At 60.8% G+C, this 25113-nt stretch carries 25 protein-coding genes; 13 read left to right on the plus strand and 12 right to left on the minus strand.

What is annotated here, in order from left to right; genetic code table 11:
• Nucleotides 1–20: 20 nt before the first annotated feature.
• From TERRO_RS21395 to TERRO_RS21410, 3 genes are all read right to left on the minus strand, one after another.
• A complete protein-coding gene (locus tag TERRO_RS21395) occupies nucleotides 21–647 on the minus strand; it encodes an FMN-dependent NADH-azoreductase (RefSeq protein WP_014787807.1) in 627 nt (208 codons plus the stop codon).
• A gap of 93 nt (nucleotides 648–740) precedes the next feature.
• Nucleotides 741–1025, minus strand: a complete 285-nt coding sequence (locus TERRO_RS21400) for a hypothetical protein (protein WP_014787808.1) — start codon at nucleotides 1023–1025, stop codon at nucleotides 741–743.
• Between the two features lie 515 nt (nucleotides 1026–1540).
• Nucleotides 1541–2041 carry a cupin domain-containing protein gene (locus tag TERRO_RS21410; protein WP_041592772.1) on the minus strand — a complete coding sequence of 167 codons (501 nt, stop codon included), beginning with the start codon at nucleotides 2039–2041 and terminating at the stop codon, nucleotides 1541–1543.
• Between the two features lie 84 nt (nucleotides 2042–2125).
• On the opposite strand from TERRO_RS21410, the gene thrS reads away from it, so the two are divergent.
• The 3 genes from thrS (at nucleotide 2126) to TERRO_RS21425 (ending at nucleotide 5892) form a co-directional block, all read left to right on the plus strand.
• Complete coding sequence (thrS, locus tag TERRO_RS21415; protein ID WP_425358496.1) at nucleotides 2126–4186, plus strand: threonine--tRNA ligase; 2061 nt, start codon at nucleotides 2126–2128, stop codon at nucleotides 4184–4186.
• Nucleotides 4187–4201: 15 nt separating this feature from the next.
• Nucleotides 4202–5251 carry a PDDEXK family nuclease gene (locus tag TERRO_RS21420; RefSeq protein ID WP_014787811.1) on the plus strand — a complete coding sequence of 350 codons (1050 nt, stop codon included), beginning with the start codon at nucleotides 4202–4204 and terminating at the stop codon, nucleotides 5249–5251.
• Between the two features lie 131 nt (nucleotides 5252–5382).
• Entirely contained in the window at nucleotides 5383–5892 is a 510-nt protein-coding gene (locus TERRO_RS21425; protein WP_014787812.1) for a DUF2062 domain-containing protein, read from the plus strand.
• A 27-nt stretch (nucleotides 5893–5919) separates the two neighbouring features.
• On the opposite strand, the gene TERRO_RS21430 is transcribed toward TERRO_RS21425, so the two are convergent.
• From TERRO_RS21430 to TERRO_RS21440, 3 genes are all read right to left on the minus strand, one after another.
• On the minus strand, nucleotides 5920–6801 hold the full coding sequence (locus TERRO_RS21430; RefSeq protein WP_014787813.1) for an alpha/beta fold hydrolase: 882 nt from the start codon (nucleotides 6799–6801) through the stop codon (nucleotides 5920–5922).
• A gap of 1 nt (nucleotide 6802) precedes the next feature.
• Nucleotides 6803–7792: an SDR family oxidoreductase gene (locus TERRO_RS21435; RefSeq protein ID WP_014787814.1), complete on the minus strand. Its 990-nt coding sequence runs from the start codon at nucleotides 7790–7792 to the stop codon at nucleotides 6803–6805.
• A gap of 131 nt (nucleotides 7793–7923) precedes the next feature.
• Entirely contained in the window at nucleotides 7924–8613 is a 690-nt protein-coding gene (locus tag TERRO_RS21440) for a hypothetical protein (protein ID WP_014787815.1), read from the minus strand.
• A 547-nt stretch (nucleotides 8614–9160) separates the two neighbouring features.
• On the opposite strand from TERRO_RS21440, the gene TERRO_RS21445 reads away from it, so the two are divergent.
• On the plus strand, nucleotides 9161–9670 hold the full coding sequence (locus TERRO_RS21445) for a DUF2062 domain-containing protein (RefSeq protein WP_014787816.1): 510 nt from the start codon (nucleotides 9161–9163) through the stop codon (nucleotides 9668–9670).
• A 19-nt stretch (nucleotides 9671–9689) separates the two neighbouring features.
• On the opposite strand, the gene TERRO_RS21450 is transcribed toward TERRO_RS21445, so the two are convergent.
• Genes TERRO_RS21450 through TERRO_RS21455 form a run of 3 tightly spaced genes read right to left on the minus strand, consistent with a single transcriptional unit; the run spans nucleotide 9690 to nucleotide 11254 of the window.
• Nucleotides 9690–10757: a YeiH family protein gene (locus TERRO_RS21450; protein WP_245536167.1), complete on the minus strand. Its 1068-nt coding sequence runs from the start codon at nucleotides 10755–10757 to the stop codon at nucleotides 9690–9692.
• An 8-nt stretch (nucleotides 10758–10765) separates the two neighbouring features.
• On the minus strand, nucleotides 10766–10897 hold the full coding sequence (locus TERRO_RS23870; protein WP_281047882.1) for a hypothetical protein: 132 nt from the start codon (nucleotides 10895–10897) through the stop codon (nucleotides 10766–10768).
• A gap of 60 nt (nucleotides 10898–10957) precedes the next feature.
• Nucleotides 10958–11254 carry a hypothetical protein gene (locus TERRO_RS21455; protein ID WP_014787818.1) on the minus strand — a complete coding sequence of 99 codons (297 nt, stop codon included), beginning with the start codon at nucleotides 11252–11254 and terminating at the stop codon, nucleotides 10958–10960.
• A gap of 67 nt (nucleotides 11255–11321) precedes the next feature.
• Here TERRO_RS21455 and msrA point away from each other — a divergent pair, with 67 nt between their 5' ends.
• Both msrA and TERRO_RS21465 read left to right on the plus strand, forming a co-directional pair.
• On the plus strand, nucleotides 11322–11837 hold the full coding sequence (msrA, locus tag TERRO_RS21460; RefSeq protein ID WP_014787819.1) for a peptide-methionine (S)-S-oxide reductase MsrA: 516 nt from the start codon (nucleotides 11322–11324) through the stop codon (nucleotides 11835–11837).
• A 94-nt stretch (nucleotides 11838–11931) separates the two neighbouring features.
• Complete coding sequence (locus TERRO_RS21465; RefSeq protein ID WP_014787820.1) at nucleotides 11932–12801, plus strand: 5'-3' exonuclease; 870 nt, start codon at nucleotides 11932–11934, stop codon at nucleotides 12799–12801.
• Here TERRO_RS21465 and TERRO_RS21470 read toward each other — a convergent pair.
• Complete coding sequence (locus tag TERRO_RS21470) at nucleotides 12798–14492, minus strand: capsule assembly Wzi family protein (RefSeq protein ID WP_157178486.1); 1695 nt, start codon at nucleotides 14490–14492, stop codon at nucleotides 12798–12800. The genes TERRO_RS21465 and TERRO_RS21470 overlap by 4 nt on opposite strands.
• 195 nt (nucleotides 14493–14687) lie before the next feature.
• Between TERRO_RS21470 and TERRO_RS21475 the strand changes: the two genes are divergently transcribed.
• The 3 genes from TERRO_RS21475 to TERRO_RS21485 are packed head-to-tail and all read left to right on the plus strand — an operon-like array spanning nucleotide 14688 to nucleotide 17826.
• The gene (locus TERRO_RS21475; RefSeq protein ID WP_014787822.1) at nucleotides 14688–15920 is read left to right on the plus strand and encodes a GumC family protein; all 1233 of its coding nucleotides are present in this window, start codon (nucleotides 14688–14690) and stop codon (nucleotides 15918–15920) included.
• Nucleotides 15917–16885, plus strand: a complete 969-nt coding sequence (locus TERRO_RS21480) for a glycosyltransferase (RefSeq protein ID WP_014787823.1) — start codon at nucleotides 15917–15919, stop codon at nucleotides 16883–16885. Before TERRO_RS21475 ends, TERRO_RS21480 begins: the two co-directional genes overlap by 4 nt.
• Entirely contained in the window at nucleotides 16882–17826 is a 945-nt protein-coding gene (locus TERRO_RS21485; RefSeq protein ID WP_014787824.1) for a glycosyltransferase family protein, read from the plus strand. The genes TERRO_RS21480 and TERRO_RS21485 overlap by 4 nt, the downstream gene beginning before the upstream one ends.
• Here the strand turns inward: TERRO_RS21485 and TERRO_RS21490 are convergent.
• Entirely contained in the window at nucleotides 17823–18857 is a 1035-nt protein-coding gene (locus TERRO_RS21490; RefSeq protein ID WP_157178487.1) for a hypothetical protein, read from the minus strand. The genes TERRO_RS21485 and TERRO_RS21490 overlap by 4 nt on opposite strands.
• Nucleotides 18858–19099: 242 nt before the next feature.
• On the opposite strand from TERRO_RS21490, the gene TERRO_RS21495 reads away from it, so the two are divergent.
• Nucleotides 19100–20395: an O-antigen polymerase gene (locus tag TERRO_RS21495; protein ID WP_014787826.1), complete on the plus strand. Its 1296-nt coding sequence runs from the start codon at nucleotides 19100–19102 to the stop codon at nucleotides 20393–20395.
• Here the strand turns inward: TERRO_RS21495 and TERRO_RS21500 are convergent.
• The gene (locus tag TERRO_RS21500) at nucleotides 20374–21474 is read right to left on the minus strand and encodes a glycosyltransferase (protein WP_014787827.1); all 1101 of its coding nucleotides are present in this window, start codon (nucleotides 21472–21474) and stop codon (nucleotides 20374–20376) included. The two genes, TERRO_RS21495 and TERRO_RS21500, sit on opposite strands and share 22 nt — an antisense overlap.
• Before the next feature lie 48 nt (nucleotides 21475–21522).
• On the opposite strand from TERRO_RS21500, the gene TERRO_RS21505 reads away from it, so the two are divergent.
• From TERRO_RS21505 to TERRO_RS21515, 3 genes are read left to right on the plus strand one after another with little or no spacing between them, the layout of a single operon-like run.
• Nucleotides 21523–22674 (plus strand): glycosyltransferase family 4 protein, encoded by a 1152-nt coding sequence (locus TERRO_RS21505; protein ID WP_014787828.1) that lies wholly within the window; start codon nucleotides 21523–21525, stop codon nucleotides 22672–22674.
• A 26-nt stretch (nucleotides 22675–22700) separates the two neighbouring features.
• Nucleotides 22701–24074 carry a bifunctional folylpolyglutamate synthase/dihydrofolate synthase gene (locus TERRO_RS21510; RefSeq protein WP_041593654.1) on the plus strand — a complete coding sequence of 458 codons (1374 nt, stop codon included), beginning with the start codon at nucleotides 22701–22703 and terminating at the stop codon, nucleotides 24072–24074.
• A complete protein-coding gene (locus TERRO_RS21515; RefSeq protein ID WP_014787830.1) occupies nucleotides 24071–24856 on the plus strand; it encodes a lysophospholipid acyltransferase family protein in 786 nt (261 codons plus the stop codon). Before TERRO_RS21510 ends, TERRO_RS21515 begins: the two co-directional genes overlap by 4 nt.
• The last annotated feature ends 257 nt before the right edge of the window (nucleotides 24857–25113 follow it).

The following is a 25113-nucleotide window of genomic DNA, read 5'->3' on the forward strand; positions in this document are numbered from 1 at the left end:
TTCTACACCTCAAGCCCAATTTAGGCCTTGGCAAGTTCCGTAGCCTTCTCGACGTAAGGCTTCTTCCAGTCCTCTTCGCTGATCTTGCCGTACTGGATACCGCTTGCACCGCCTGCACCCAGAAACGTCACATCCGTGAGTCCAATAAAGCCGAAGATGTGCTTCAGGTAGGGCGTCAGCATGTCGTATGCCGCGCCGGGCGTACCCGCCGGATACTCGCCTGCGCTGGCAACGATAACCGTCACCTTCTTGCCGTGAAGCTGGCCCTCAGGGCCATTCGCCGTGTAGTTCACGGTCACGCCAACACGAACCAGGTGATCGATCCACGCCTTCAGCACGGCCGGAACCTGGAAGTTGTACATCGGCGTCGTGATCAGGATGTGATCGGCCGCCTTCACCTCTGCAATGATGTCGTCGGAAAGCTTCAGAGCAGCCTTATGCTCCTCGGTCAGCTGATCGGGCGGGGTGAACGCGCCACCAATCCACTGCACATCCACAAAGGTGGGCTGGTTCTTCGCCAGGTCGCGCGTGACCACCGTGCTGCCGGGGTGCGCCGCCTGGAAGCTGGCGAGAAACGTCTCGCCAAGCTGGCGCGAATAGGAAGCGTCGCCGCGCGGGCTGACGTCGATCTTGAGCAATGATGCCATGGGAAACTCCTGGAGTTTGAAACTACAGGCATCGGATGATCCTTCGAGGTCGAAGGATTCGTTACAAATGTGAGAATCCCGAAACGGCGGAAACTAGCATTCGAACCGAAACCGCAAGTTCGGTTCCCCGTCCCAACTGCCCGCACCCTGGCCGGGCTCCCCGTCCCAGCCCTGCAGGTCGAACACCTCTTGCGGATGCACATGGCCACCGGCCTGCGAGGGTCCTTCATGCTGCGCTGCCAGAGATTGACGTGCCATACGGCGCAGTGTGCCGCGCAGCATCAGCAACGTCGGCTCGGTCAGTAGAAGAAAACCGCAGCCGCACACAGGACACTGCACGTCAAAGCTGGTCTCCGTTGGGAGGCAAGGGATATTCATTTGTTCCTCAAGTCACTCGACGCGGTTGTGCGCCCATTCTTACCCATTCGGTTGCCGGGCAGATGCCGCCCCAAAACGCCGGGTGCCGCTCCGTCCGCAAAACTGGCTTAGCAGGTCTCCACAGCCATCGGCGTCCAGTCCACGACGAAACCCATTGCAGGATGCTCGCAATCGCCGTGCTGCTCCCGCAGCATCCGCTGCACGATCGCACGCACCGATCGTCGCTCCTCGGAACTGTGCCGGTCCCCGTACAGCAGAAAACCCTGGCCACAGACCTCGCAGCGAACATCGCTACAAACGTTAGACGGACGACATTCGATGGACACGTTCACGCACTCCGGAAATCCTGAGTGCAGCCTGGGGGAAAGTGGTGCAGGGCTGCCTGGAATTCAACATAGCCCCGCCCATTCGTCCGTCCCATTCCACGCCTGTCTCACGTGGCTACAACCTTAGCGGGCAGTACCTGCACCGGTTCGGAACCGAAAAACAGGTAACGAAAGTCACCTTACTGCTGTCTACCCCTTCAGATTCGGGCCAACGGCCATCACAAAGTACTTTGCCGGAACCGTCCCAACATTGCGGAGGCCATGCATCTGCATGCTGGCGGCATACAGCACATCGCCGGCATGTGCGGGCTGCGGCTTGCCGTCCACGACCCACTCCACATCACCCTCGCGCAGAAAAAGCCACTCCGAATGCATGTGCTGGTGCGGCGGATGCGGCGCCATGCCGGGCAGCAGCACCGTGTTGTGCATCTCCACGCCCTCGCCCGTCGGAAGAACGCCCTGCGTCACCGCCTGCGAACTGCCCGTCGCACTCGTCTTGATCGGCAACTGGTCCCCGCGAAAGATCGTATTGTGCGCGAACGTCGCCGTTCCGAGCGCAATCTTCGCGGGATCGGGCTTCGCCTCCGCAGCAGCAGCAGGAGCAGCCTGGGCAAAAGCATTGCCGCCAAGCGTTTCCGCAAACAGCGCAAGGGCGGGCAGAGAGAGGCAAAGATCACGGCGAGTCGTCATGGCTCCGCAGCATACACCGGCCGGGTAGGCCCCGTCTTGCGGATTCCGTGATGCGCACACAGCCATCGCAGTATCCTGTTACCTGTGAGCGATCTCGTGAACGACCCGATCAAAGTAACCCTTCCCGATGGCAGCGTGCGTGAAGTGCCGCGCGGCACCACGCCCTTCGCCATTGCGCACAGCATCTCCCCCCGGCTCGCCGACGCAGTCGTCGTCGCCCGCATTCGCACCGCGGCCGGCAATACGACCGACGGCGCCGAGGAGCAGACCGACGACGCCCATCGCGGCGCCCAGACCGAAGAGAGCATGTACGCCGAGGCCGCATCCGCCGAGCGCATCGTCGACCTCGCCGAGCCGCTCAACGAAGACGTCCACCTCTGGCTCCTCAAGGAGCAGGATCCCGAATCCCTGCGCGTCGTCCGCCACTCCGCCGCACACGTCATGGCGACCGCCATCACGGAGCTATACCCCGACGTCAAACTCGGCCACGGCCCCGCGACCGACAGCGGTTTCTTCTACGACATCCTGCGCGAGAAGCCCTTCACGCCCGAGGATCTCGCCGCCATCGAAATCAAGATGGCGGAAGTCGTCGCGCGCAACGAGCCCTTCCGTCACGAATACATCTCGCACGAAGAAGCGCTCACCGGCTACGAACAGCAGGGCGACTTCATGAAGATGCACTTCATCTCGAAGTTCACCAAGCCCGGCGACAACGTCAGCTTCTATCGCAACGGCGAATTCGTCGACTTCTGCCGCGGACCCCACGTGCCCTCCACCGGCCGCGTCAAGGCCTTCAAGGTCATGAGCATCGCCGGCGCATACTGGCTCGGCGACGAGAAAAACCCGCAGCTCCAGCGCATCTACGGCACCGCCTTCTACACGCAGAAGGAACTCGACGCACACTTCAAGCACCTCGAAGAGATCAAGGCACGCGACCACCGCGTCCTCGGCAAGCAGCTCGACCTATTCAGCATTCAGGAACTCGCAGGCTCGGGCCTCATCTTCTGGCATCCCAAGGGCGCCATCATCCGCAAGACCATGGAAGACTGGATGCGCGAAGAGTGCCTGCGCCGCGGCTACGACCTCGTCGTAACGCCGCACGTCATGCGTCGCGAACTCTGGAAGATCAGCGGCCACGAAGGCTTCTACGGCGACAATATGTACGCGCCCATGGAGCTTGACGACGCCGAGTACCGGCTCAAGCCCATGAACTGCCCGGGCCACATCCTCATCTACAAGAACAGCCCCAAGAGCTATCGCGACCTGCCCGTGCGTTACGCCGAACTGGGCAACGTCTACCGTTACGAACGCAGCGGCACCATGCACGGCCTTCTGCGCGTCCGCGGCTTCACGCAGGACGACGCACACATCTTCTGCACACCGCAGCAGATCGAAGACGAAGTCGTCGCATGCGTCGAGTTCGCCGAAGAAGTCCTTCACAAGTTCGGCTTCACCGAGTTCAAGGTCGAGCTCTCCACCTGGGACAAGAACGACGCCAAGAGCTACGTCGGCGCGCCTGAAGACTGGGAACTAGCCGTCAACGGCCTCAAGACAGCACTCGGCCGCAAGGGCATTCCCTACAAGGAAATCCCCGGCGAAGCCGCCTTCTACGGCCCCAAGATCGACGTCAAACTCGTCGACGTGCTCGGCCGCCTCTGGCAACTCAGCACCGTGCAGTTCGACTTCAACCTGCCCAAGCGCTTCGAACTTGAGTACACCGGCGAGGACGGCGAGAAGCATCAGCCCGTCATGGTGCACCGCGCACTCTTCGGCTCGGTCGAACGCTTCTTCGGTGTGCTCATCGAGCATTACGCTGGCGCCTTCCCGCTCTGGCTCGCACCCATCCAGATCGGCCTCGTGCCCATCAGCGAGAAACACACCGAATACGCAAAGAAGGTCAAGGCAGAACTCGAAGCCATCGGCCTCCGCGTGGAACTCGACGCTCGCAACGAACAGATGAAGGCCAAGATTCGCGAACTCGCCCTGCAGAAGATTCCCTTCGTCCTCATCATGGGCGACAAGGAATCCGAAGCCAGCGCAGTAAGCGTCCGCACCCGCGGCAAGGGCGACGAAGGCTCCGTCCCGCTCGCAGACTTCATCGCTCGCTGCAAGACACTGCTCGCAGACAAGAGCGCAACACTTTAAAAATGTGAGCCGAGAATGATTCAGGTTTATGCGATCGAGGATGGAGAACTTAAGGATCTTCCTCACAGCAAGCTGAAAAAGGAAGACGACCTACAGCGCTGGATAGCCAACGATCCTAGCGTTCTGGGGCTGGATATATTGGTCCTGGGTCGCGAGATCTCCACGGATTTCAGAGGTCGTATCGACGTTCTTGGGCTTGACGCCGAAGGGAACCTTGTAGTCGTAGAGTGCAAGAGAGATCAGACTCCACGCGAAACCATAGCGCAGTTGCTCGATTACGGCTCATGGGTCGCGGCACTGAGCACGAAACAAGTACACGAACTTGCGATAACTAAACTCGGCAGACCCTTAGCGCAGGCCTTTATGGAGCGTTTCGATTCCGACCTTCCAGAAAAGCTAAACACTACTCACTCTTTAATTGTCGTTGCGACCGAGTTTGATGCTTCGTCTCGACGGATTGTTGAGTATTTGGCCCAAGTCCATCAACTGTCGATCAATGCGATTTTCTTCTCGAGCTTCAACCACGCGGGGCAAGATCTCCTTGCGATCGAGTGGCTCCTAGATCAAGAAGAGGTGGTTCAGCGTGCGGAGAGCAAGACGTCCGCGCCCTGGACTGGACTGAATTACGTGAATATTGGAGAGAGCAAGGATCGTAACTGGGACGACATGCGTGAGTACGGCTTTATCAGTGCGGGAGGGGGTCCTAGGTACGTGGGATCTCTACAGAAACTTGCACCAGGCGACCTTGTCCTCTCTTACCAAAAGAAGACGGGGTACGTTGGCTTCGGGAGTGTTCTGGACACTGCCGTCCCGGTCGACCAGTTCACAGTAGCTGGCCGTCCGATCCTCGAGAGTCCGCTGCGTGCGACAGATTTCGGGCACGACGTTGGCGACGCCTCGATGTGCGAGTTTGTCGTGAGGGTCAAGTGGATCAAAACCTTCGGGCTGAGTGAGGCTAAGACCTTCCCGGGCGTTTTCGCGAATCAGAATATCGTTTGCAAACTGACCCATCCGGCCACCATTGAGTTTCTGAAGAGTTACTTTCCGATCAGCGCTAGCGACTAGGCGAAAAGCGATCGTTAGACGCACGATGCGTGACGCCTAGCGCATCCCAAAATCTGCGGCTACAACCTTCGTCCGACACGAAGAAGCATGGCCACACAATCAAACCCACAACAATCAGCGTCCTACCGCATATGTTGATCCCCGAATCCATGCGAGAGATATGCCGCCGCAAACTGCTGCGACCGCTCTTGTGCCTTTTGCGCGACGGCATCTCGACGCGCCGCATGGCGTGGAGTCTCGCCATTGGCATGGTCATCGGGGTCAACCCATCGATCGGCATCACAACGCTGCTGGTGGTGTTGCTGGCATGGCTCTTCGGTCTTAACCAGGTGGCATCACAGATCGGCACACACGTGGTGGCGCCATTTCATCTGCTGCTCTTCCTGCCCTTCATTGAGGCGGGCGTCTTCCTCTTCCGCACCCGCCATATGCCATTCAGCAAGCAGCAGATTGAGCACCTGAGCCATCACCCGCTACGCATGGTGCAGGAGATCTGGCAGTGGCAGTGGCATGCACTGATCATCTGGGCGGTTGTCGCAGCAGTCGTTACGCCACTGCTCGCACTCTACCTGCGCAGGATGCTTGTGATGTTCCTACGCCAGCACAAGACGCTGCTTCACTCCGTTCCGGCAACACACTAGGAACTCCAGCGTGAGTGATCACGCAACTCAGGTATCGGACCTCAGGAACTCCCGCAACTCCTCGTTGCATCGCTCCGTAGCATCCTGCTGAACCCAGTGCGACACACCGGGCAGGTAACGCAGACGAAGATTGCGCACATAACGGTCCGTGTCATAAGTCGTGTACTTCGCCAGAAACTTGTCTTCCTCGCCCCACAGCATCAGTGTCGGCACCTCAATCAAAGGCCATCCAAGCTTCATCTGGCGTCGCAACCCGCCACCGCGGATCAACGCTCGATACCAATGGATCATCGCCCGCAGCGCGCCGTGCTGTGCGGCATTGGCACGAGTAGCTTCCAACAAATCACGAGGGAAAGCATCAGGCGCGGTCGACGTCCGCAACATCGACTTCGGCACCGCAGCCGCACCATTGCGACCAAGCAGCCGCTCCGGCAGCCACGGAATCTGGAAGAGCATCGCATACCAACTCCGCAGCATCTGCCCCGGCCGCCGCAGACTCTGCGCAAAGCGCGCCGGGTGCGGCACATTGATGATCACCAGAGCCTCCAGCGGACGAATACGCCGCACCGCAAAACACCACGCCACGATCGCACCCCAGTCATGCCCCAGCAGCACCACGCGCTTTGCGCCGGAAGCATCGATCAGGCCCGCAACATCCGCCATCAGGTGCTCGATCGCATAATCCTGCACCTGCGTTGGCCGCGACGATGCCCCATACCCACGCTGATTGGGCGCCCACACGCGATACCCCAAAGCAGCCAGCGTTGGCATGTTGTCGCGCCAGCTCAGCGCGACCTCCGGAAAGCCATGCAGGCACAGGGCCAGCGTATCCCCACTGCCACACGTCAGCACCTCGAACGTCTGGCCGTTCGCCGGGACCAACTCAGTGCGGATCTCGCAGGTTGCCATCTTATTTCTTTCGCAGAAGCGCAAGACAAAGCGCAAGCCCTACGCCACCGACGATCGCGGCAGCAACTCCCGGATGCGTCCGTGCCGCGGTATACGTGCTGGTGCGGCCCTTACCCTGCCATCCGCTCGTCCTACCGTCTTCGCCTGCCTCGTACAGCGCGCCCGCCTGCTGGTTGGGTTCATCCTCCAGCTGCATGTTCTTGAACATCGTCGCGGTCAGGTCATAAAGCGTTGGAGCAAACTCCTCCACCAGCGTCATTAACTTACCCGCTCCACCAATGTGCACCGTGCGGCGCGGCGTCTCCGCCGCCGACAGAATCCCTTGCGCAACTGACTCCGCGGAATACAACGGTGAGGGCAGTTTTGGCTTCACGCCGGTGTAGTTCTTCGCATGCTCCGCGAACGGAGTCGCAATGGCCGCAGGCTGGATCAGCGTCACAGACACCGGCGCACCTTCATCCGCAAGCTCGCGTCGCAACGCAGAAGTGTACCCCTTGATCGCATGCTTCGTCGTCGAGTACATCCCCTGTACCGGCAGCGCAACGTCCGACGCGATACTGCCCAGATTAATCAGTGCACCGCCGCGCTTCTTCAGCGTCTTCAACGCAATCGTTGATCCGTGCACAACGCTCCAGAAGTTGGTATCGAACAGTTGACGATGGTCTTCATCCGAGACCTCTTCCAGCTTGCCCCACAGGCCCTGACCCGCATTGTTGACCCACGTGTCGAAGCCGCCGAACGTCTTGATCGCCTTTGCTGCCAGCCGCTCCAAATCCTGCCGCCGGCTGACATCCGTCACCACATAGATCGCCCGCGCCCCCTTTGACTCCAGGTTGCGCACGATGGACTTCAAAGCCTCCTCGTTGCGCGAAGCCAGGACGAGCGTAGCGCCCTGCGCCGCCGCCTCTTTTGCAGTGGCAAGTCCAATACCGCTGGAGGCGCCGGTGATAACGATGACTTGCTCGGAGAGGGGTTTCAAGTTGATCGACATGTCTTACTTAGAAGCACAGGCAGGGATACAGGGAGTCTGCCATACACGCGCCGATCCGCGCTTTTCTGTTTTCTTCCGGGCAAAGAAAACGCGCCACCCGAAGGCGGCGCGTCTCTGAAAAGCAGACTTTGTTAGAAGCGGTAAACGAAGCTCGCGCTTGGCTCCGCATTCACACGCCAGCTACGCGTGCTGAGTGCGGCATTGTTGAAGTTTGGCGCACGGTAGAACAGTCCGCGGCCCTGAAGACGAAGGGCAAGCTTGCGGCCGGTGTTCGGCATCGCAATCTCGAAGCCCGTCTCGACCAGTCCTGCTCCGCGCCACTGGTTCTGTCCACCGGCCGTCGGCACAAAGTCGATCGCGCCGCCACCGATGTTCACAAAGGGCTGGAACGGGATGTGCTTCGGGTGGAACTGGTAAGCAGCCGTTGCTTCATGCGTCGTGGTCGGAATGCTTGCAACCTGCGTCGCTGCACGGCCCGTGATGTTGTAGTTGAAGCGCTCGGAGTAGTGCTGGTATCCGTAGTTCACTTCAACACCAGCCCACGACACGGGATGGAACTGCACCGAGGTCAGGAAGCCCACCGAGGAAGTGATGTACTGCTCCTGGTTCGTCACCGTGTTCGTCAGCGTAACGCCATTGACGACCGAGTTAAACGTATAAGGGCTCGGATTTGTTGTAAGTGGTTTCACGAAGTTACCCGTGGCGCCCACGGAGATGCTTCCGCCATGTTCCGGCAGGTACTTGTAGAACTGTGCGGGCATCTTTGCAGCAACTGCCAGTAGTGCCAGCAGGGGAAGGGAGCGCTTAAGGGTAGACAACATCGTGACCTCCAGAATGTATGCGGTGATTCATCGGGCGCAGACTATCGTTCGAGCCAAAGGCCCGTGTCCGTGCGTCGACTGGTTCCGAGGGCGCTACCGCATGGCGCCGTCGTTTTGGGGGTTAATCATCACCCTGCCGTCGTAAGGCGACATAAGATGTCGCTCGGCAAAGGGCATACTCCAGGGCGCACGTCTGCTCGGCTATGGGTTCGCCGCGCGACGGTAGAAGGAGTTGTACGGTAAGTTGCTGCGTTCGGTAACTCACCAGTTATGTACGATCAGCTGCTGACTTACGAGCAAGCGATGTATAGATAGACCGCATACTCGGCCCAGTGGTTGCCCAAAAATTCATCGGGACGCCACTTAGAGGGCATCAGGTTGTGCACGGCACGTCGTTATCCGCCCAACCCCAAATATCAGTAACCAAAGGGGTTCAGTGGTATTGTCAACACGAATCCGATTCGCCGTTCACGCATCGCGTCGATTTTGTAAGTCGGGAACGACTGGGCCTTCCCACCATCCGCAATAGTTTTGCGTCCTAATCAACATGCTGGTGCGCGAATCGATCCGTGAGTTCTTTCGTTACAGGATTCTGCGACCTCTGCTCTGCCTGCTGCGGGGTGGCGTGACACCGCGACGCATGGCATGGAGCCTCGCACTCGGTATGGCGGTTGGCATCAACCCATCGGTGGGACTCACAACGCTCGTCGTGATTCTTCTCGCATGGGTCTTTGGTTTGAATCAGGTCGCATCACAGATCGGCACACATCTCGTCGCACCGTTGCATGTCGTTCTGTTCCTGCCATTCGTGCAACTCGGAGTGTTCTTGTTTCACACCCGGCGGCTGCCTTTGAGCGGCGAACAGATCAAGCACCTCAGCCATCATCCCCTGCGCATGGTGCGTGAGATCTGGCAGTGGCAGTGGCACGCGCTGATCGTGTGGGCCATCATCGCCGCAATCATCGCTCCGGTGCTTGCCATCTATCTGCGGCGCGGCCTCATCCTGCTCATGCGTCATCACCGCACGCTCATCAACTCACGCCCGGCAACACACTAGAAGCATCGCACCGGCGACGTTACAGGTGCAACCACCGGTCCGCGCCCAGCACCAATCCAAGCGTGATCATCGCAATCACCACTTCCCCAATCGCTCCAACTGCAAACGGCTTCAGCCCCTGCTTCGCAAGATCCTTGAAACTCGTACGAAGACCCACACCGGCGAACGTAAGCAGGAACGCCCAGCGCGAAAGATTGCCCAGCGCAGTAAGCTGAGCCTTGTCGAAGACACCAAACGTCGCAAGCGTCGAAATCAGCAGGAAGCCCAACACAAACTTCGGAAACTTCTTCCAGAGAAACGAGGCCTTGTTGCCGATCACGGCAGCCTCACCGCGCGACGCCCAGTAGATCGCGTAACCAAGCACCACAAAGCCAATCATGGCATTGCGACAGGTCTTCACCAGCACGGCAAACTTACCCGCGGTCTCACTGAACAACGCACCCGCCGCTGCCGTCTCGGCAGTATTGTCAACGGCAAGCCCAGTCCAAACACCATAGGCTTGATCAGACATGTGCAACGTGTGACCCACCAGCGGAAACAGGAATAACGACAAAGCACCCAGCGCAAGAATAGCCGCAATCGCAACGGACGAATCCTCTTCATCCGCCTCAATCGCACCCTGCGTTGCAATGATCGCGGAGACACCGCACACCGACGATCCCACCGCGAGCAGCGTCACCAGCTTGGGCGGCAGCTTGAAGCCGCGCCCCAGGTAAGTCATGAAAGTCAGTGCCAGCACCAGTTCAATACAGACCAGTGCCAGCGACACCGAACCCAGCTTGAGAATGTCGCCAAGAATGAAGCGAGCGCCAAGCAGAATAATGCCGGCCTTCAGCCAGAACTCGTAAGTCGCAACGCCCGCACGGAAGATGCGCGGCAAACCCACGGTGTTCGTGATCAACATGCCGATCAGGATCGCCCACAGCACATACTCGATGTTCGGCAGGGCCAGATGATGTGCCTTCAGAAAAGCCGCATGCGACTTCCCGAAGCCTGTAATCGACTGCTCAATGAACTTGCCCGCGTACCCAACTGCAGCCAGCAGGGCGATGCCCGGCAGCAGCCCCAGCGGCGACGTCTTCTCCACACGCTCGACTACCAGGGCACACGTCCAATCACATGCAGCTTCACCAGAAGCGCGAGGGCAAGCGACAGCAGAACAGCCCATGTATCCGTAGACAGACGGAACCCGCGGGTGGCAGACGGCGATGCATTAGGTGCAGTCACAAAGGTCTCCGGTGGAATCACTCCATCCTAAACATCAACTCGACGCCGGAAGCAAAACCCTTACTCCGAAAACGGCACACCAAACGCCAGCACAGCCACCTTCGGCGGCCGATGCTGCTCTCCGATGACAGTCGGCGTACGACCCATCGCACGCCAAACTGTCAGCGCAACCGCATTCATGTAGAAGATCCGCGCCTGCTCGCGCGACGTTCCCTTGTCCGTGTAAATCGACAGCGTGCGCAGCAGCGGCTCCTGAGAGGTCGCAAGCAGGTAAGGCCAGATCGTCAGACTGGGTGCGTTGTCCGGTTGCAGCATCTCGTCGCGACTCTGCGCAATGATCGTGTAGTTCATGGCCATGCTGCGATGCTACGCGCGTGGTGCCCAGCGTCCCCGCACCGCATCCAATACGCAGGAGATTCTGACGATGGCAACCGAGACGGCGATTCTGGCAGGTGGATGTTTCTGGGGCATGCAGGAACTGCTGCGCGACTACCCAGGCATAGTGAGCACACGCGTAGGCTACAGCGGTGGCGACGTGCCCAACGCAACCTATCGCAACCACGGCACGCACGCAGAAGCCGTAGAGATCGTCTTTGATCCCGCAAAGATCACCTACCGCAACATCCTCGAGTTCTTCTTCCAGATTCACGATCCAACAACACCCAACCGCCAGGGCAACGACCGCGGCGTTAGCTACCGCTCCGCCATCTTCTACAACAGCGAAGAACAGAAGCGAGTAGCCGAAGACACCATCGCCGACGTCAACGCCAGTGGCCTCTGGCCCGGCAAAGTCGTCACCGAGGTCGCGCCCGCGGGCCCCTTCTGGCTCGCAGAACCCGAACACCAGGACTACCTCCAGCGCATCCCCTACGGCTACACCTGCCACTGGGTCCGCCCTGAGTGGAAGCTGCCCGTCCGCTCGGTCGAAACAACGGTCTGATCAACAAGTTGGATACCCCACGTCTCGCTTCTGAGACGTGGGGTTTTCTTGGACCGGTATGCACCCACCGAGAACTCCCGTGTAGCCTTCCGTCATGGACGTTCACCTGATCGACGGCACCTATGAACTCTTCCGGCACTTCTACGCATGGCCCTCCGTGCGCGAGGCCGACGGCCGCGAAGTCGGTGCCGTGAAAGGCGTACTCGCCTCCATCCTCGCGCTCGTGAAAGACGGCGCTACCCACATCGGCGTCGCCACCGATAAGGTCATCGAGTCTTTCCGCAACGACCTCTGGCCCGGCTACAAAACAGGGGCAGGGATCGATCCCGACCTGTGGTCGCAGTTCCCCTTACTCGAAGAGGCTCTGGCCGCCATGGGCGTCACCGTGTGGCCCATGATCGAGCACGAAGCAGACGACGCCCTTGCCTCCGCCGCAGCCATTGCCGCGCGCGATCCCCGCGTCACCCGCGTGCTCATCTGCACCCCGGACAAAGATCTCTCACAATGTGTCATTGGTAGCCGCGTGCTGCAGTTCGACCGCCGCAAGCGAGAACTGCGCGATGAAGTCGGCGTCGTCGCCAAGTTCGGCGTAAAGCCCGAATCCATCCCCGACTACCTCGCCCTCGTCGGCGACGCCGCAGACGGCTTCCCCGGTCTGCGTGGATGGGGCGCCAAAGGAGCGGCGGCAGTCCTGGCAAAGTACAGCCACTTCGAAGCCATCCCGGAAGATCCACTCCAATGGGGAGTCAGCGTCAGCAATCCGCGAGGTCTCAATGCCACGCTACGCGCGGAATGGGCCAACGCCCTGCTCTTCCGCGACCTCGCAACCCTGCGCGCACACCTGCCGCTCTTCGAAAACGTAGACAGCCTCAAATGGCGCGGTCCAACGCCAGCCTTCGAAGCACTCGGCCGCCGTATGGACGCCGCAAAAGTCAGCAAAGAAAAGCGTTCCGGTCCGCGCTAGGGCCGGAAGTACCAGCGCACCTGCGCTTCGCCATACACGTTGCTGTGCGTCCCCGGCGACATCAATGGCGCACGCCACACCTCGCCCTTGACCGCACCGGTAATCTCAATATCGCGCCTGGGCCGAAAGGCCGTGCTGATCCCGAACTGCTGCTGCGTCGTACCACCCGCCAGGAATAGGTTTGAAGCCTTGGCTGTGCGCCAGTCCAACTGCACAAATTCGCCCGGATGCAGATGCCACGTCAGCCACGCCTGCGCACCCTTTCCCTGCCTGCCAATCCAGTCACCCATCAACTGGCCCTTGTTGGTATAACCCTCAGGCTGCGCATTCTCCCAATAGGTATAGCGGCCCAGGTCCACGTTGCGAATGCTCGTATCCGTACTCGTCGACTCCACGCGCAGATCCGCCGTATGCATCCATGGCAACCGGGTGATGAGGATGCCCGGTCGCCATCCACTGCGCGGTGGGTTTGAGATCGGGAACACATTGTCATGCGTGATCGAGTCCGTGTAGATCGTCACCAGGTGGTGCTGCCACGGAATCCGCCATGAGAAATCGAACGAACTGAATCGCGCGCCGGGGTCTTCCCGCGAAGCCTTCTGTGCGGGCGTCGCTGCAACCGTGCTGAAGAAGCTGCGCAGGAAACTCTCGATCGTAATCGGCGCATGACCTTCACCGCCCCAGATCACCGCGCGAGAGAACCCGAACTCAATATCGGGCGTCGGCTTGAAGCTGACCTTCTCGTTATGGATCCACGGGGCGTTGGGATATTTGTGGCCCTTCAAACTGCCCACACGAAACTCGTAGCGAAACAGCCCTGTAATCCGCGAAAGCCCCGGGATCCAGAGCGGCTCCGTCCGGTTGATGCGAAAGGTATACGGACTCTCCGCATTGTTCGACCAGATCATGGCGCCGCCCTGCGCCGGTCCCAGCCAAGCATCCTGCTTACCAAAGGAGATCTCGTGTCCCAGCAGGTGCGCCGACGCGTCAGCCTCAATAATGCGAAAGACATTCGTCGTCGCAATCGGTCCCGGAAAGATGGTGGCCTGTGGCAGGCCGGGGATCGGCCGATCCAGCGTCGTCAGAATGGCAGCCAGCTCCGGCGTGAAGCCAGGCCCGGAGGGTGCATGCTGGTATTCACCGCGGAACGCCAGACTGAAACGCCCGGCCGTGCCGCGCGCGCTGAAACCCGTTATGTTGCTCACACCCGACTGGTACGGACGGCCGTAGTCGTCATAGATCGTCTGACCAAAGTGGAAGCTGTCATTGAGCACATCGCCGCTGATGCCCCGTATCCGCGTGTACCCGTACTCCGGTGTCACGCGCGGCTTGTCGTCTGCTGCCAGCTCCGTGCGCAGTTCCCGGCTAAGCCGGTCAAATATCTCGGATGCCTCGTTGCCAGGATCTCCCGCCAGCAGTTGGCCGCGCGACAACACCAGCGCATGCGCCAGGGACGCGCGGGTCCACGGCCGCAACCCCACATATAGTGTCGGCAGATAGCCCAGCTCGTACAGTCGCAGGGCTGACGACGTCATCCAGCTATCCACCGGGATAAACGTCGATCCCGTGGTCGGCCGCGATGCCTCGAAGACCTCTTGGTGCGATGGCGTGTCTTCACCGCTCTGTGCCCAAAGCGACGTTGTCGTCGCGCAGACCGCAAACAAACCGATACAGAAGCGTGGAACTGACAAAAACCGCAAGCAAAGCCCTTCCAATTCAGCGAGGCCAGATGCAGGCCCGTTGAATTGATACTAATTGTCGCGACGAAGACGGCCGCCCCCGCATGGAAAGGATGTGGCACGAAAGCCTTGTTCGTGTAGCCTTAAGTCGCTACCGAAGCCTCCCGAGGAGAGCATCGCGCGGCGTAGAGGCGGGATACACAAGGCATGGTGCAGGATCAAAGCAACGAGCCAGTAGTGCGGGCTTTAGAGCAGGGTGTGGCAACCTTGGTGGTTCCGGTAGTGCAAAGTCCGGCAGACGAAATTTCACTCATCGACATCCTCATCGTCCTGCGCCGAAACCTGCGGCTCATCCTGCTGAGCGCCCTCGGTATGGGCCTCCTGGCCTTCGCCTTTGTCTTCACGATTCCCAAGCAGTACACCGCCACGACGATCATTCTTCCGCCGCAACAGGCCAGCTCCTCCTCTTCGCTCCTCTCGCAATTGGGCGGTCTCGGTTCGCTCGCTGGTCTTACCGGCGGTGCAGTGAAAAGCCCGGCCGACCTATACGTCGGCCTGATGAAGAGCGTCAGCGTTGAAAACGCAATGGTGAACCGCTTCCACATCAAGGGAGACTATCTCTCCCGAAGCCGGGTGAACGTCGAACAGATGACCAAGTTCGACACCACTGGCAAAGACGGACTCATCCGCATCTCCGTGACGGACAAGGATCCGGCTCGTGCAGCCGACATCGCCAACGGATGGATCGAAGAATACCAACACCTCTCGTCCTCGCTCGCGATCGGAGAGGCATCGCAGCGGCGCCTCTTTCTCGAAGGCCAGTTGCAAAACGTTAAGAACAACTTGGCCGCCAGCGAAGAAGACCTGAAGCGTACCGAGCAGAGCAGCGGCCTGATCGAACTCAGCAGCCAGGCACGCGCGCTCATTGAAACAACCGCAGGTCTGCGCGCGCAAATTGCCGCAAAGGAAGTCCAGATCCAGTCGATGCAGACCTACTCAGGCACCGGCAATGTTGATCTCATCGCCGCACAGCAGGAGCTGAGCAGCCTGCGCGCGCAGCTTTCCAAGCTGGGCGGTGGACAGTCCGGTAACATCGGCGACCCCATCGTCCCGCAAGGCAAGCTTCCCCAGGTCGGCCTCGAATACGTGCGCAAGACTCGCGAAGTTCGTTACAACGAAACCCTCTTCGAAATCCTGGCGCGTCAGTTTGAAGCGGCCAAGCTAGATGAAGCGCGCGAAGGCGCCGTCATCCAGGTCGTCGATCGCGCCACGCCGCCCGACTACAAGTCCTATCCGCCGCGCCTGCTCTTCCTGATTGGCGGCTTCGTCCTTGGACTCTTCTTATCCACTGCCTATGTTCTGTGGCGTAGCATGATCCGCTTCCTCCGCCGGTCGCCCGTATGGGCTGAAAAGCTTGACGCTCTAGGCCGCAAAGGATGAGCTCGCCGGGCATACTGGCCGTCGTAGTGCGCTACAAGACGGCGCTCTCTGACTCGCAGACCATCGCCGGTCTCGCAGAGGCCCTGGTAGATCCGGAACTGTCGCGCGACGTCGCCGTGCTTCTGTGGGATAACTCACCCGCGCCACTCGTCGATCCGCAGTTACCCTTCGCCTTTCAGTACGGCTGGACAGAGCAGAACCTGGGCACGGCAGGCGCCTACAACCAGGGCATTGCGCTCGCAGCGGAACACGGCATCCCGTGGATGCTGCTGCTGGATCAGGACACCGACTTGACCGCGGACTTCCTGCGGTCCATGCTGCGACACAGCCGCGCTCTCCATGGCGACTCAAACATCGGCAGCATCGTCCCTTTCATCCGCTCCTACGGCCAGATCGTCTCGCCGCGCCGCTTCCGTCCGCTCAATCGCAATACCCCCGTAGAACGCAACTTCACCGGCCTGCTGCGAGAGGACGGCTATGCCGTCAACTCCGCGTCATTGATGCGCGTCTCCGCCCTCCAGGAGTTCGGCGGCTACAGCAACGATTTCTGGCTCGATCTCTCTGACGTCTACGCCTTCCAGCAGATGTACCAGCGTGGCCGCCGCATCTTCGTCGCAGGCGAACTGGAACTTAACCACGCCATCGCCGGCATGAACTTTCAACAGGAGATGGTGCCCGAGCGCTACGAGACCTTCCTCGCGGCCGAAAGTGCCTACCTGCAGATGCACCGCTCACGCTTTGAGAACTTCGTACAGACCCTCTGGTTGCCGCTCCGTGCGCTCCGCCAGTGGCGCCAGTACAGGGACAAGCGCTACGCAAAGATCACCTGGCGCTACTTCATCATGCGCCTTACCAAGCCGCCCGCAACGCGCCTCCAGATCTGGCGCGAACAGCTCCGTGGTCGCCGCAGCATTCCTGCCGCAAAGCCGCTACCAGACAAGGCGGGGGGAAAGGCCGCCGCATGAGCGAACCGCTGCAACCCCGCATTCTCGTGGTGATCGTGAGGTACCGCGTCCCGGTCTCCGAGTCCGCAACCATCCAAAGCCTCACGCGTGCCTTCGCCGCGGACCCGTCCCTGCACGATCGCTACACCACGCTACTGTGGGACAACAGTGCGGAACCTCTGACCGACCCGCCGGCAGGCATGCTCTACCGCCACGACCCGGCCAACAGCGGCATCACCGGTGCCTTCAACGCATCGGCCGCATACGCTGAACAACACGGCTTCCCTTGGATCCTCTTGCTCGACCAGGACTCGGACCTGCCGCCCAACTTCCTGCATGACATGGCGGAGGTGGCGAACCACGTCCACAACATTCCAGAAGTCGCTGCAATCGCACCCAGCATCTACGCGCAGGGATTCCCAGCCTCGCCGCACCGCGTACTGCGCAACCGCCACGTGCCTTATCCCGCAGGCGAGAGCGGGATCGCTTCGGGCGAGGCCACAGCCATCAACAGCGGCTCCATGCTCCGCGTAAAGGATCTGCTGGCAGTGGGCGGGTACAGCGCGGCCTTCCAGCAGGAGTACTCCGACTGGTACATCTTCCACCAGCTACACCGTGCGGGGAAAAAGCTGTGGCGGGCCGCCAACATCCGCGTAGACCACGTCATGACCGTCATGGACTACGACAACCTGTTAAGCGTGAAGCGTTACGGCGAACTGCTCGCTGCTGAGGAAGCCTTCAACGACCTCTATCGCAGCTCCCTCGAAGGTTCGCTGCAGACGCTACGACTCCTTCTACGTGCGGCCAAACAGCGCCTCCGCCTCAAGAATCCCGAGTTCTCGCACGTCACACTCCGCCGCTTCTTCCGCCGGCTCGCAACAACCCGCGGGCACCGCATCGCCGCTTGGCAGGCAGACGCCGAAGCCCGCCGAAATCGATACACCGCCGGCGCCTCCAACTAAGATTCAGAAGGAATCGGCTCCGCCACCAGTGCACAGTAAGCCAGCGTCGGCAGCATACCGCAGAGCCACAAGCCGCCCTCCCACGACCCCAGCTTCTCTGCGATATGGCCGGGCCCGGCGAGCTTCTTGCTCAGATCAAGCACGGCTGGCAGACCAAACGTCACCGCGAAAAAGACAAGGAAGATTCTTCGCGCGGGCAAACGGCCGGCAAGCCACAACATCAAGAGCGCAAGCAACACCAGCATCGTGATGGCCCAGACCGGCCCAATGGAGAGCAGAACGTTCGCCGGCAGCAACGGCAGGCTGCTGAATTTGCGAAGGACGTGCCAGGGTCCAGACGTCAGATACGATTCAGCATTCCAGTGCAGGAAAACTACCTGCCACACCAGCGCCAACCCAACGCCACCCAAAGCAAGCCAGCGGCCGACGGCATCCCGCAGCAGAACGGGCAGGATGATAGTGGGAAGACGAAACTGGTCTATCAGCGATGCGGCAAGCACGATAGGTATCTTCACCCAGCCGAGCTTCCGCCGCTGCTCCGACAGCGCGAGCAAACCGACGCTCAGGATCCCAAAGGTAAGGAAATCTGTACCGTCAAACAGGCCAAGCAGGCAGACAGGGGCGACCGCCAGCAGAGCAAGCCAGCCGGCGGTCGTACGTGATCCCGCGCACCACAGCAGCACAGCCAACGTGGCAAGCCATAGCAACAGTAGATTCACCGGATACCCCGCGAGGAGCGTCGCTGGCATCTGCAATGCCATCCATCCAGGACCGCAGCTCATCGGGTTCCCCGTCCAAAGCTTCGCTGGCTGGTAGGGCCATTGCCCATGTGCGAGGAGTTGCCCACCCACCACTACGCAATCGGCCTGGTCGCTGCCACGCCCCTGCTGATGTAGCCGTTGCATGCTGTGATGTCCCGCAAAGATCGTCACAGCAAACAGCAGAGCGGCCCCCACAGAAACCACAGTGCGCCAACGCAAGGAAACGATCCAAAGCAGCGGCAGGCACACCAGCACAGTCAGGCCGGCCATGATCAGCTGCAAAGGAAGATGCAGCAGTCCGGCCACCAAAGGAGCCTTGCCAAGTAGACCAATTCCGGAAAAGACGCTCAGACAGGCAAACGTCCAGCCCGCAGCTCGCTTCGGAACCGCCACTAACTCGGGTGCATTTTTTGGCAAAGCTGGCTCGCAGCGGAGGAGTCCGCACAATGCCGTTAGAATAGCCTACAGCCGAGCGCCGCCAATCCGGTGCGCACCTGCCTCGTCACGCAACCATGCTCATCGCCCTACTTACCGCGTACCTCGGCGCACTTACGTTCGCAAACTATCGCCTGAAGCGTTCCGTCCTCTACCCGCCATTTCTATTCTGTGGCATGTGGTTTTTGACGATGACGCTGTCGGCGCTACAAATCGTGGAAACCGATCCACTACACGGCACAGTTCTCTTTCTCGTTGGAGCCGGTGCTCTTTGCTTCACGATCGGCGGCGCAGTCGCTGCGCTCCTGCCCGCGCCGCTCGTTGAAACGCGCTTGACACTCTGGCCACGCTCGCGCAAACCCAGGCAAGACCACTTCATGAAGTACGTCTACCTTGGCGTGATGATCCTCTCGATGATCCTCATCGCACGCCAGACCATCCTCACGGGTCTATCCCGTGGCGGCGTCGCTGGTATCCTCGCTAACGCGCGGGCAGCCGGCGTGGAAGGAACTGCCGAGGGAGGCTTTGCACTCCTGGCTTACATGCCATCCTGGACCATCTACACAGCCGTACTCTTTGCCGTGGAACGAAGAAATCGCATGTTCTGGATCGCTGCGGTTGTGGCCTTTATCTCGGCTGTGTTCACGACGGGACGCGCCCCGATCATGCAGCTTTTCATCTCTCTCATCGTGGTCTTCATGGTGCAGACGAATCGTACGCGGTTTCTTCAGGCTGTCAGGATTGCCCGCATCCCGATGCTTATCTTCTTCGCGCTCTATGTCGGTCTCATCTTCACAACGAAGAATTTATCAACGATGGAGGGTGGCGTCGTTAGCATCGCTACCTACTTCGTTGTCAGCTATATTGTCGGACCGGTGGCGGCGATGGATTACGTGATCGAGCACCCATCTCTATACAGCGCTGAAGTTCACCACACCTTCAAATTCCCTCTCGGTATCGCAGCGCGACTGCACCTCTTTGCCTACGAACCGCCCCCCTTGCTCGACACCTTCGTAGCCATCCCGTTTCCTGCGAACGTGTACACCGGATACAAGTTCTTCTACACAGACTTCGGACTCTTCGGCACCTTGATCGTCGCGCTGGTCATCGGCTTCCTTCACACGTTGCTTTACCGCAAGGGCACGCAACGCGGCGCGGACGGCGAAATCCGAAGCGAGCTCGGGCTCTATTGCTTTGCCTGCTCCATCACAGCACTCGTCCTGTTCATCTTCGATGATCTCTATTCCGCGATGGGCCTGAATCTCACAATCCTGCTCTTCGGAAGCCTATACTTCGCCGTCCGGAACTTCAGCCCGCTCGGTGCAGCCGGACGACGTTCAAGCCCAGCGGCTCACGCAAGCACATTGGCATAGAGTTCCCTATGCAATAACCCAGTGGCTGCTGCGCTAAACAGCCCCGCACGCACCTTGGCTGCAGCCGCATACTGCGCACGAAGCCCATCATCCTCGATCAGCGTCCGCATCGCTCGCACCAGCGCAGCCGTATCCGCCGGCGGAACCGTAATCCCCGTCTCGCCATCAACAGAAACCTCGGGCACAGCCGACTCGATATCCGTATTGATCACCGGCAGCCCCGCCGCCATAGCCTCCAGCTGCACCAGCCCAAACGACTCCGCACGCGTGATCGACGGCATCACGAACAGTTCCGCCGCATGCAGGTAAGGCTGCACCGCATGCACAAATCCCAGGAAGTGCACACGATCACGCACCCCTGCCTTCACGGCCACTCGCTCCAGATCCGCACGCAGCGGTCCGCGTCCGATCAGCATCAGCGTGCCCGGCACATCCCGCATTGCCCTCAGCAGATACTTGAATCCCTTGTAGGGCACCAGCCGTCCCGCCGTCACCAGGATCGGCCCCGCATACTTCGCGCGAATCCTGCGGGCATCCGCCAGTACCTCCGCCGTCGGCTCCGGGACATCCAGCCCCAGCGGAATAATGCGGCACTTCTCGCGAAATGGCCGCAACTCATCCGAGCTGTCCGCATAACGCGCCGAAGACACCACAATTGCATCCGCTCGCTGCATCGCGCGACGATTGATCGGATCAGTTAACTTTCTTAACCATGCGCGATTCAGCGTATCGCCATGGTGCGTCATCACCAGCCGCCCGGGGTGCCCACTCGCCAGGAACGCCGCCACCGCCGCGGGGTTCGGCACATGCAGATGCACCAGGTCATCCTTGCGCCCATGCAGCCGCGTCAGAAAGCTCGGGGTGATCGGCATCGATGCCACCGCACCAAACGTCGCCAGCCGCGTCACCGTCGCACCATCCAGATGCTCCGTCACCGTCCGCGATCGTTCATTCGATACCAGCACCGAAACATCCGCGGAGTCGCTCTGGTAGCCTACGAGACTGCGAAGATGCGTCTCCATCCCACCCGGATGGGGAGGATAAAACTTGCCGACGTGGAGAATGGATGGCCGCTTCATACTGCTGTATCAGCATATCGTCCGCACGCGCGAGAAGCGCAAAACGCCATGCGCAATAGCACGCCCCACATCGAACCACTAGCCGTTCCGGAACGCCGCATCGCCATCAACGGTCGCTTCCTGACACAGGCCATCACCGGCGTGCAGCGCTACGCGCTCGAGGTCGTGCGCGCGCTCGACAAACTCCTCGCCGATGGCCTGATCCCCACGCCCACCGAGCCAGTGCAGATCCTCGCGCCGCCCGGCACACACATCGCAGAACCCTTCCAGACCCTCCAACTTCGCCACGTAGGCCACGGCAACGGCCAACTCTGGGAGCAGCTCTCGCTGCCCCTCTACTGCCGCAACGCGGTACTCTTCACCCCCGCCGGCGGATCGCCATTGCTCCATCGCCGCCACGTCTTCACCCTCCCGGACGCCGGCGTCTTCGCCACCCCACAGGCGTACACAGCGGCCTACCGGGCCTGGTACAGCACGCACCACCGTCTCGCCGTAACCAACCCTGACCTACAGCTCCTGACCGTCTCACAGTTCTCGCGCCGTGAACTCGCGCGCACCCTGCACCTCGACCCCGCAAAGATCGCCGTAACGCTCGAGGGCCACGAACACGCTCTCGCACCCACCGCTGATCCCACCATCCTGGGCCGCCTCGGCCTCCATCCCGGCGGCTTCTTGCTGGGCGTAGGGTCCGCCAATCCCAACAAGAACTTCCAAGCCCTCCTTGCAGCGTTCGGAATCCTGCGCGACACCATGCCCCCCGACACCGCACCAACCCTGGTCGTCGTTGGCGGAGGGGACGCCCGCATCTTCGGTGCCGACGCCCACGCCCTTGAAGGCGTCGTCCGCGCCGGCTACCTCACCGACGGAGAACTCCGAGCCCTCTACGAAGCCGCAGCCGCCTTCCTCTTCCCATCCACCTACGAAGGCTTCGGCCTGCCGCCGCTCGAAGCCATGGCGCTCGGCTGCCCCGTCATCTGCTCCAACGCCGCCTCGCTGCCAGAGGTCGTCGGCAACGCCGCACTCATGGTCGATCCGCACGATGCACCCGCCATCGCCGCCGCCATGCGCACGCTCCTGACGGACGCTGCAGCGCGCCACGATCTCATCGGCCGCGGACGCGCACAGGCGGCCCGCTTTACCTGGGAAGCGACCGCCATCGCCACGTGGAACCTGCTGCTCGCGTCGGCACGCACCCAATGACGCCGCGCTCGCCTACAATCATCAGCATGTCGTACGCGGTTGCCGTGGAACATCTCTACGCCCTCAGTGGCGAGCTTGCGCCTGCCGCGCCGGGCGCGCCCCGCCGCAAATTCGACCTCGCGCACATGCGTACACTCGCAGCAGCGCTCGGCGATCCCCAGAAGAACTTCAAGGCGGTCCTCATCGCCGGCACCAACGGTAAAGGCTCGACGGCCTCCACGCTCGCCAGCATTCTCAGCGTCAGTGGCCTGCGCACCGGGCTTTACACCTCACCGCACATGCTCCGAGTCAACGAGCGTGTGCAGATCAGCGGCATCACACCCGGTGCCAACTCACTCGCAGAGATCGACGACGATACTTTCGCGCGCCTCTACTTCCGGGTCGACGACGCAGCCAACCGCCTCGTCGCCGAAGGCAAGCTACCGCACACACCCAGCTTCTTTGAAGTGGTCACCGCCATCGCCTTCCTCGCCTTCGCCGAGGCAAAGATCGACATCGCAGTCCTCGAAGTCGGAATGGGCGGACGCCTGGACGCCACCAACATCGTCGAACCCGCCGTCTCCGTTATTACAGACATCGCACTCGACCACACCGAGTGGCTCGGCAGCACGCTCACTGAGATCGCCCGCGAAAAAGCCGGCATCCTGCGTCCCGGTGGCCGCATGATCACCCTGCCACAGCACCCTGAGGCCAACATCGCTATCGGCGAAATCGCCATGAGCCTCGGTGTCACCGGCATCAACGCTGCGGCCTACCTGCCGGAACGCGGCGCCCCACGCGGTCCCTACCCGCTCTCGATTAACGGCGAAACCATCACGATCGCGCCCGTTCTCATCGGCGACCACCAGAACCGAAACCTCGCCCTCGCGATCGCTTCCGCAGTAGAACTTCAATCGAATGAACACCTTACAGCGATCACGCCTTCGTCCATCGAGGCTGGCGTCCGTCTGACCCGCTGGCCGGGACGCCTCGAATCCATCGCCTCACCCACCGGCAGCGGCACCATTCTGCTCGATGTCGCGCACAATCCCGCCGGCGCCTGGACGCTGCGTTCTCATCTCACGCACGCCATCGACGACGGACGCCTGCCCGGTCCGCGCACCCTCGTCTTCTCCGCACTCCGCGACAAATCCGTCCGCGAGATGGCTCAGATCCTCTTCCCAAGCTTCGATGAACCCGGCGACCGCATCCTGCTCGCTCCCGTAAACTCGCCGCGCGCAAGCTCCGGCGAAGAACTCGCCGCAGTCGCCTCCGCTCTTGACACACCCGTCATCATCTGCGCGTCCGTAGCGGAAGCCATGAAACTGGCCTCAGCAGAACCCGGCAGCGTAGTCGTTTCCGGCTCCGTATACCTCGTGGGAGAAGTCAAAGCCTGGATCGAGCGAGGCGCCACCGCGTGAAGAAGCTGCTTCCCTGGATCTCGTATCTGGTTTTGATCCCCCTGATGGCATTCGTGACCATCATCTGCGGCCTGTTCTCGCTGCTCTTCTCGCTCTGGGACAAGTCCGGACGCCAGCAACACGCCATGGCGCAGTTCTGGGCAAAGCTGATGCTCGGCATCTCGCTCTCGCCGGTCACAGTAGTTAATCCCAGGAACCTGCGCTTTGGTACGGCGGCCGTCTTCGCCTGCAACCACCTCAGTTACATGGACACGCCGGCCCTCTTCGGCTCGCTGCCCTTCCAGTTCCGCATCCTGGCCAATCACTACCTCTTCCGCTACCCGTTCATCGGCTGGCACCTCACGCGCTCCGGCCAGGTCCCCATCGACCAGTCCAGCATGCGTTCCCAGGTCGCAGGCCTCATGCGCGGCGTCGCCAGCCTCAAATCCGGCATGCCGATCCTCATCTTCCCAGATGGCAGCCGCTCTTCTGACGGCCACGTCCGCCAGTTCATGGCCGGCGCGGCCTATATGGCCATCAAGGCCCAAGTGCCGCTCGTTCCGCTCGCACTCATCGGCACCTTCGAACTGCTGCCCATGCACACCTACCACCTCACACCGCGACCACTCATGCTCGTCGCCTGCGAACCCATCCCCACGGTCGGGATGACGACGAAGGACGCAGACAGGCTGACCAACCGCCTGATGGAAACGATCGCAGCAGAGTATTACGAGCGCTCCCCGCTCAACCGCCCGGAACCCCTCCCGGAAAGCCAGGCAAAAATCCCAAGCGCCCAGCTCTAGCTCTTCGCTCCCGGTGAACACCAGTGCAGAGACCGCAAATCCCTTCCAATCACGAATCACGGGATCGCAAAAACACGCCAAGACATCTGCGACTCCACGATAAGCGCATAAGGCGCGGTCTCCATGCCCGGGGAGCCTTAGGCGGCCGCACCGATCAAGCGCACTGAAGGTGCGCGGCATCTACCGGAGAAGTTCCTGCCCAACAATCAAGCGCACTGAAGGTGCGCGGCATCTACCGGAGAACTCCCTGCCCGACA

This window comes from Terriglobus roseus DSM 18391, from assembly GCF_000265425.1.
GTDB classification, from domain to species: domain Bacteria; phylum Acidobacteriota; class Terriglobia; order Terriglobales; family Acidobacteriaceae; genus Terriglobus; species Terriglobus roseus.

Bases quoted from the DNA above. Each gene is read 5' to 3' on its own strand.
- TERRO_RS21435 (WP_014787814.1), bottom strand. From the start codon at position 7,792: ATGTCGATCAACTTGAAACCCCTCTCCGAGCAAGTCATCGTTATCACC.
- TERRO_RS21475 (WP_014787822.1), top strand. From the start codon at position 14,688: ATGGTGCAGGATCAAAGCAACGAGCCAGTAGTGCGGGCTTTAGAGCAG.
- TERRO_RS21510 (WP_041593654.1), top strand. From the start codon at position 22,701: ATGTCGTACGCGGTTGCCGTGGAACATCTCTACGCCCTCAGTGGCGAG.
- TERRO_RS21480 (WP_014787823.1), top strand. From the start codon at position 15,917: ATGAGCTCGCCGGGCATACTGGCCGTCGTAGTGCGCTACAAGACGGCG.
- TERRO_RS21410 (WP_041592772.1), bottom strand. From the start codon at position 2,041: ATGACGACTCGCCGTGATCTTTGCCTCTCTCTGCCCGCCCTTGCGCTG.
- TERRO_RS21495 (WP_014787826.1), top strand. From the start codon at position 19,100: ATGCTCATCGCCCTACTTACCGCGTACCTCGGCGCACTTACGTTCGCA.
- TERRO_RS21400 (WP_014787808.1), bottom strand. From the start codon at position 1,025: ATGAATATCCCTTGCCTCCCAACGGAGACCAGCTTTGACGTGCAGTGT.
- TERRO_RS21500 (WP_014787827.1), bottom strand. From the start codon at position 21,474: ATGAAGCGGCCATCCATTCTCCACGTCGGCAAGTTTTATCCTCCCCAT.
- TERRO_RS21440 (WP_014787815.1), bottom strand. From the start codon at position 8,613: ATGTTGTCTACCCTTAAGCGCTCCCTTCCCCTGCTGGCACTACTGGCA.
- TERRO_RS21445 (WP_014787816.1), top strand. From the start codon at position 9,161: ATGCTGGTGCGCGAATCGATCCGTGAGTTCTTTCGTTACAGGATTCTG.
- TERRO_RS21485 (WP_014787824.1), top strand. From the start codon at position 16,882: ATGAGCGAACCGCTGCAACCCCGCATTCTCGTGGTGATCGTGAGGTAC.
- msrA (WP_014787819.1), top strand. From the start codon at position 11,322: ATGGCAACCGAGACGGCGATTCTGGCAGGTGGATGTTTCTGGGGCATG.
- TERRO_RS21455 (WP_014787818.1), bottom strand. From the start codon at position 11,254: ATGGCCATGAACTACACGATCATTGCGCAGAGTCGCGACGAGATGCTG.
- TERRO_RS21505 (WP_014787828.1), top strand. From the start codon at position 21,523: ATGCGCAATAGCACGCCCCACATCGAACCACTAGCCGTTCCGGAACGC.
- TERRO_RS21425 (WP_014787812.1), top strand. From the start codon at position 5,383: ATGTTGATCCCCGAATCCATGCGAGAGATATGCCGCCGCAAACTGCTG.
- TERRO_RS21420 (WP_014787811.1), top strand. From the start codon at position 4,202: ATGATTCAGGTTTATGCGATCGAGGATGGAGAACTTAAGGATCTTCCT.
- TERRO_RS21395 (WP_014787807.1), bottom strand. From the start codon at position 647: ATGGCATCATTGCTCAAGATCGACGTCAGCCCGCGCGGCGACGCTTCC.
- TERRO_RS21430 (WP_014787813.1), bottom strand. From the start codon at position 6,801: ATGGCAACCTGCGAGATCCGCACTGAGTTGGTCCCGGCGAACGGCCAG.
- TERRO_RS21490 (WP_157178487.1), bottom strand. From the start codon at position 18,857: ATGGCCGGCCTGACTGTGCTGGTGTGCCTGCCGCTGCTTTGGATCGTT.
- TERRO_RS21465 (WP_014787820.1), top strand. From the start codon at position 11,932: ATGGACGTTCACCTGATCGACGGCACCTATGAACTCTTCCGGCACTTC.